Consider the following 6,000-nt stretch of genomic DNA (forward strand, 5'->3'; position numbering starts at 1 on the left):
CCGCTGCGGGGCTGCGCGACCGGTCGCAGCCGGGCTGCGGGCGGACGGAGCGAGGGGGTGGTGGTCATGGGGACTCCTGAGGCGAGGGGGGCCGGGGCCTCGTCACGGCCGGGGAGCCGGCGGGCGCGGGCCGGGCCGGCGGCGTCGCGCAGGGCGCGGTCTCGCCCGGATGGGTCCGGTCGGCCTGTGGCCTGCCGGCCTCCAGCCAGGAGGGGAGCGGACCGGCGGTCCGCTCGGGGTCGAGCGTGAGGTGCAGACGCGTCCCCGTGCCCGACGGGAACGCCGGGTAGCTGCGCTGCTCGCCCCCGGCGAACAGCAGCCGGAGGGCGTCGGCGACCTGCCGGGCCGCTTCGGCGTCCTGGGAGACGATGCGGACCTCGACTCTGCCGTCGGCGGGTGGTCCGTCCGAAGTCCCCGGGGCCGGAGGCGCATAGGGTGGCGGCACGAATTCGCTGGTCATCGGGCGGAGCCTGGCCCGGGCCGCCGGACGGCCCGTGCGGTGTCACGCGGCACTTGCCGTGCCGCGCGCCGAGGACGAGACCAGCCCGGTCACCGGAGTACGAAGGATCCTCGACCCTCCGCACCGTACTCCTGACCACCCTCGGCACAGCCGTTTCCCGGTGCGGGCGGCGTACGGTGGACATACCGAGGGCATCACGCACTCCGGCCGCCACGCCGGGTCGTCCCCGGCGAAGGACGGACTTCCGGGCCGCACCAGTGACCGGCGCGGAGACGGGTCGGCATCATGCCCCCTGCGATGGCTCTCCCCCGGCTGGACATCCGCCGGCGAAACCGCGGGGAGCACACGCTCGTCACGCTCGCCGGGGACATCGGACCGGCCACGACGCCCCTGCTGCGGGCCGCGCTGGAGCAGTGCCTGCTGGACGGCGTCACCGTGATCGACATCGACCTGGCCACGGTGGGCTCCTGCGACGCCAGGGGCCTGGACGTCTTGATGTCGGCCTCACAGCGCGCCGGCCGGGTCCACGCCCGCCTACGGCTGCACCACCCGTGCGCCCAGATCACCCGGCTCCTCGCCGCCACCGACCCCACTTCGCCGCTCCTGACGGCCCCCGCGGGTCCCGTACCGCCCGGCGGCCCCGCGGACACCGCCACGCGGACGCCCGGAGAACCGGCTCGTCGGGCGGATCAGCCGGCCCTCAAAGACGCGATCCGTGTTCGCCGCCTGACCCGTCGGCAGGCTGAGGACCTGTGCGAGGACATCGCGGACCTGGCTGAGCAGTCCGTCGCCGGCACGCCCGGCGAGGCGTACCTAGACCGTACGGACTTCGTGCGCCGCCTGGCGGTCACCTCCCATCGCCCCGGCTTCGCGCTGCTGGTCGCCGAGACGACGGTGCTGGTCGGGTGTGCTTTCGGCTTCCCGGTGGGCCCGGACGGCTTCGGCCGCCGGGGGCTCGACGCGACGCTCCAGGGGATCGTCCAGCGGCTCACCTCCCGCGCGCGGTTCGTGGTCCTCACCCAGGTCGTGGCCCGTCCGCACGCCCAGAACCGTGAGATAGCCCGCTGCCTGCAACAGCGCCTGCTGGCAGACCGGCGTGTCCCCCTCGCACTGGCCCTGCTCCATCCGGCCGACCGGGCAGGCCAGGCCGCCTTCGTTTCCTGGGGCTGGCGGAACATGGGCGAGGTCGTCGGGCTGCCCGGTCCCGTCGCGCCCTGCGTGCTGGTCCTGCCGGCCGAAGGGCTGCCCCTGGCAGACGGGTGATCAGCCGGAAGATCGACGAGCCGGCGGTCGTACCGGCCGGATGGTCCCGTTGCCCGTCCGACCGCCGTACGGCCGTGCCTTGGCGCGACGGCCGCGCACCGCGCCGTACAGCGCTGCCGGGAGTAGCCTGACAGGTACCGAGAGCATTTCGGGCGCACGGCCACGGCGGCGCCGTTCCCGGCGAATGACAGACACGGGCACCGGGGGCCGCCCGGGACGGGATCGCGCAATGGACGCCAGCACCAAGCCCGCCGAAGGTACGGCGCCGGGCGACGGGCACACCTACCGGATGCCCTTGCCCCGGCTGCGCCTCACGCGGGACGGCAGCCACGGCCCGCTGGACGGGGCGTGGTGGCCGCGCTGCGACGCGCTGGAACTGGAGCTGCCCGCGCTGGTCGGCTCCCTGGACCCGAGCGCCGGCCCCGTCACCCACGTCACCGTGGAAACCGCGGCGTGGCCCGACGCCCCGCGCAGGGTGATGGCGCCTGGACATGTGATCGAGGTGGCTCTGACCGACGCAGCCGCCGAGGCGCATGCCATCACCGTGGACTGCGGCACCGTAGGACGCTGGGAACTGCTGGTCGTCCCGCCGGACGAGCCCGCCGGAGCGGCCGCCCAGCTGCTGACGGCGGCCGCCGACCCCGGGAACCCCTTGTCGGCCCCGCGTCTGCTGGCACTCACCGAGAGCGGCCTCGACGGACAGGCCCGGTGGGAGTCGGAGGGAGGAGCCGGACCCGGGTGACGGCCCGGCCCGGCCCTCGTGACCGGCAGGTCCGGACATCCATGACCCCCGTGGTGGAGCAATGGCACCGAAAGACCCTTTGTCGTCCCGGCCCGCCTCCGCGCGAGGCGGACCACGGCGGGTGAGGGGATGACGGCAGGACGACGCGCGGACCGCTCCGAGAGCTTCGGGGAAGCTCTCCTCGGAGAGATCCTCGACAGGGCGCACGAGTTGCCGCCCCATCACATCGGGCCGCTGGTCGCCGACGTGGTGGAGCGGCTGGGGGGCCGCCGGCCGCAGGTGCTGCTGCAGGACTACGGCCAACTGCTGCTGGCCCCCCTGCCCGGCGACGGCCTCATGGGCGGGGGACCGCACGTGATCGACGACTCCGAGGCGGGCCGCTGCTTCCTCGACGCCCAGTCCGTCGAACTGGCCGAGGCCGACGGCGTACGCGTCCACCTGCCGCTGCTGGACGGCGGTGACCAGGTCGGGGTCATGGCGGTGACGTTGGACAGCGTCGACGACCACGACCGCCGCATGCTGAACAGGATCGCCGGTCTGGTGGCCGACCTGCTGGTGACCAAGCACGGCTATTCCGACCTCTTCTTCGGTGTCCGACGCGGTGAACCGATGAGCGTCGCCGCCGAGATCCAGTGGTCCCTGCTGCCACCGCTGGCGATGCTCATGCCCCGGGTCGCCGTCGCCGGGATCCTGGAACCCGCCTATGACGTGGCGGGTGACAGCTTCGACTACGCGCTCAACGGGGACGTTCTCCACGTGGCCATGATCGACGCGATGGGGCACGGCCTGGACGCGGCCACCATGGCCACCGTGACCATCGGCGCCTACCGCCACGCCCGCCGCGCCGGCATCGGGCTGCCGGAGATCTACTCCTTCATGGACCGCGCCGTGGCGGACCAGTTCGGTCCCGAACACTTCGTCACCGCGCAGATGATGCAACTGGACATCACGACGGGCCATCTGCAATGGGTCAACGCCGGGCACCCGTCGCCGATGCTCGTCCGGGATCACCGCGTCGCACGCCGGCTGACCGGTCCGACGACCCTCCCGGTCGGCTTCGGCGGTCCGGACCCGCAGATGAGCGACATGAAGCTGGAGCCGGGGGATCGCCTCCTCTGCTTCACCGACGGACTGATCGAGGAACACATGACGGGCGAAGAGCCGTTCGGGGAGGAACAGCTGGTCGACTGGGTCGACCACCTGGAGAGAACCGGCCGCGGAATCCGGGCGGTGGTGCGCTCCCTGTCCCATACCCTCAAACGGGCGCGGGGCGGACACACCACGGACGACGCTACGCTGCTCCTGGTGGAGTGGCGCGGCTGACGGCGCCGCCGGGCAGACGCCGGCAGGAACGCCGCGGCTCATGCCGCCCTCGCCCCTCCCTGAGGCCCAGGTAGTCGGCGCACCGAGTACGCGCCGCCGGAAACCGGCAAAGCGAGCCGGACCAAGCCTCGGCGCACGGGCCCGTTTCGCCTCAGCAGGTGTCGGAATGCCTGGTCAGAGCGTCAAGCGGCGGTCTCCTTCTGGATCTGTGCCGACGGCCACAGCGAACCGGGCGCGCGGAGGCGCATACTGAGTCATGACAAAGCCTGCTGCGCCGAAGCGTCACTTGCCTACCAGCCCCTTCAAAGCCCCGGTCACACCTGCTCCCAAGCACTTCGCCGTGGGCGACCAGGTCACGCACGACATGTACGGCCTCGGCCGCGTCATCGGCATCGAGGACGGCGTCGCGGTGCTCGTGGACTTCGGCTCGGAGCAAGTGCGGATCCTGAGCCCGTACGCCAAGATGACCAAGTTGTAGGGCCGCTGTGCCCGGTCATGGCACACCCAGGTCCCTTCGGGGTGCCTGTCACGAAAGAGAGTTCTCCCATCGACCCGACATCGCTGTTCTCCGCCGTGGAAGGGCAACCCCGCTCCTCCACGGCGGCATCGCCGACTCCGGCGACCAACCCCTTCCGAGCCCCTGATTTCGGGGAGGACGAGACCGTACCGTTCGAAGACGTGGAGGAGCCCGCCAGGGGCGTACGTGCGGCGCGGCGCAAGGCTGCTCAGCCACGCGTATGACGTGAGCCCGGCGGCCGGCCGCAAGCCATCCCCGTGCTCCGTGCTCCGTGCTCCGTGCTCCGTGCTGGTGAGGAGTGCCGTGCCGCCGTCCCGGTTTCCGTCTCAGCGAGTCCCGTCCACGCACGGAGGCGGCGGGAACGAAGTTCCGGCGCGCGGCCGGGACTTCGCAATCGGAGAGCGTGCCGGAACGGCTTGCCCTCGGGCAGCCCGGGAACCGGAACGTCCTGCGGCGGCCCCACTGGGCGTACGACGCGGAAGCCGCTCGGGCCGAGGCGCGCATCGTGTCGGTGTCGTGGTCGGCGGCGAAGGCCATCGCCATTGCCGCGAGCCGGCCGGTGATCGGGCGCGGGCGCCTCGCCTGTCCCGCCGGAACCGCCAAGTGGCCCTCGTCTCACATCCCGGGGCCGGCGTGCTCGTCGGTGTCCCGTCCGCCGACGTCGGCGGGGACCGCGTGCGGACCGTCGCACGAGGTCACAGCGCTGGGGGCGGAAACACTCGACGGCAATACTGCATCCCTGGCAACCAATACCTGTGGTGGCGACATAAGAAATCGATGCAGCTCACGATAAATATTCCTGCACACGGAGTCGGCGCGGAATTATTTACCGCGCCCGGCCGACTCCGGCGTGCTACTGTCGTCATCAGTTGCAGGTGTGGTTGCCAGAAGGTTTTTCCGACGGCTGATCATCACGGCGACACGGAATGCGCACACGGCGTTTTCCTGGCACCGCCTCCGAAGGAGAAACAAAATGGCTACTGGCACTGTGAAGTGGTTCAACGCGGAAAAGGGCTTCGGCTTCATCGAGCAGGACGGCGGCGGCGCCGACGTCTTCGCCCACTACTCGAACATCGCCGCCCAGGGCTTCCGCGAGCTGCTGGAAGGCCAGAAGGTGTCGTTCGACATCGCGCAGGGCCAGAAGGGCCCGACGGCCGAGAACATCGTTCCCGCCTGACGCACCGGCGCTGACGCGCACTTTCGCAGCTGGGGCCCGCACCTTGGGGTGCGGGCCCCAGCTCGCTTTGTTCCCAGGGCGTTTCGACCCTGTTGTTCTCGGCCCGTTCTCGCGATTCTCTGCGCCGCTCGTCCTGCTGCGGAAATTCCTTGATACGCGCCCGCATCGAGGAAGGTTCCGCATGAACGGCACCCGTTCTACTCGCGCACGCACCACTCGCTCATACGACCGCTTCGCAGGAAGTGCCGCCTCAGACCGCTCCGGCGTTCGGCGCCGCTCCAGCGGTTACGGCAACCGACAGCCCGCGCAGGGCGAGTTCGCGATGCCGGAGACGGTCACACCCGCCCTGCCCGCTGTCGAGTCGTTCGCCGACCTCGACCTGCCGGCCCCGCTGCTGGCCACCCTGGGCAAGGAAGGCGTGAGCGTACCGTTCCCGATCCAGGCCGCCACCCTGCCGAACTCCCTGGCCGGACGTGACGTCCTCGGCCGCGGCCGTACCGGATCGGGCAAGACCCTCG

The 6,000-nt window shown here is 71.5% G+C and carries 7 protein-coding genes; 6 read left to right on the top strand and 1 reads right to left on the bottom strand.

Features of this window, described 5'->3' with window-relative positions; all coding sequences use genetic code 11:
- Positions 1-64: 64 nt before the first annotated feature.
- Positions 65-460, bottom strand: coding sequence for a hypothetical protein (locus AB0G56_RS21095; protein ID WP_360971391.1), 396 nt, complete (start codon positions 458-460; stop codon positions 65-67).
- A 297-nt stretch (positions 461-757) separates the two neighbouring features.
- Here AB0G56_RS21095 and AB0G56_RS21100 point away from each other — a divergent pair, with 297 nt between their 5' ends.
- The 6 genes from AB0G56_RS21100 to AB0G56_RS21125 all read left to right on the top strand — a co-directional run.
- Positions 758-1,723: an STAS domain-containing protein gene (locus AB0G56_RS21100; protein WP_360971393.1), complete on the top strand. Its 966-nt coding sequence runs from the start codon at positions 758-760 to the stop codon at positions 1,721-1,723.
- A 229-nt stretch (positions 1,724-1,952) separates the two neighbouring features.
- Positions 1,953-2,465: a DUF5994 family protein gene (locus AB0G56_RS21105; protein WP_360971396.1), complete on the top strand. Its 513-nt coding sequence runs from the start codon at positions 1,953-1,955 to the stop codon at positions 2,463-2,465.
- A gap of 129 nt (positions 2,466-2,594) precedes the next feature.
- Positions 2,595-3,788, top strand: coding sequence for a GAF domain-containing SpoIIE family protein phosphatase (locus tag AB0G56_RS21110; protein WP_360971399.1), 1,194 nt, complete (start codon positions 2,595-2,597; stop codon positions 3,786-3,788).
- 256 nt (positions 3,789-4,044) lie between these two features.
- Positions 4,045-4,266 (top strand): hypothetical protein, encoded by a 222-nt coding sequence (locus AB0G56_RS21115; RefSeq protein ID WP_360971402.1) that lies wholly within the window; start codon positions 4,045-4,047, stop codon positions 4,264-4,266.
- A gap of 1,012 nt (positions 4,267-5,278) precedes the next feature.
- A complete protein-coding gene (locus tag AB0G56_RS21120; protein WP_004986771.1) occupies positions 5,279-5,482 on the top strand; it encodes a cold-shock protein in 204 nt (67 codons plus the stop codon).
- A gap of 181 nt (positions 5,483-5,663) precedes the next feature.
- Positions 5,664-6,000: DEAD/DEAH box helicase (locus AB0G56_RS21125; protein ID WP_360971405.1), on the top strand; the 337-nt coding region annotated here is incomplete at its 3' end.

Origin of the sequence: Streptomyces sp. NPDC021356, assembly GCF_040641015.1 — a bacterium.
Classification (GTDB): Bacteria; Actinomycetota; Actinomycetes; order Streptomycetales; family Streptomycetaceae; genus Streptomyces.

Bases quoted from the DNA above. Each gene is read 5' to 3' on its own strand.
- AB0G56_RS21095 (WP_360971391.1), bottom strand. From the start codon at position 460: ATGACCAGCGAATTCGTGCCGCCACCCTATGCGCCTCCGGCCCCGGGG.
- AB0G56_RS21100 (WP_360971393.1), top strand. From the start codon at position 758: ATGGCTCTCCCCCGGCTGGACATCCGCCGGCGAAACCGCGGGGAGCAC.
- AB0G56_RS21105 (WP_360971396.1), top strand. From the start codon at position 1,953: ATGGACGCCAGCACCAAGCCCGCCGAAGGTACGGCGCCGGGCGACGGG.
- AB0G56_RS21110 (WP_360971399.1), top strand. From the start codon at position 2,595: ATGACGGCAGGACGACGCGCGGACCGCTCCGAGAGCTTCGGGGAAGCT.
- AB0G56_RS21115 (WP_360971402.1), top strand. From the start codon at position 4,045: ATGACAAAGCCTGCTGCGCCGAAGCGTCACTTGCCTACCAGCCCCTTC.
- AB0G56_RS21120 (WP_004986771.1), top strand. From the start codon at position 5,279: ATGGCTACTGGCACTGTGAAGTGGTTCAACGCGGAAAAGGGCTTCGGC.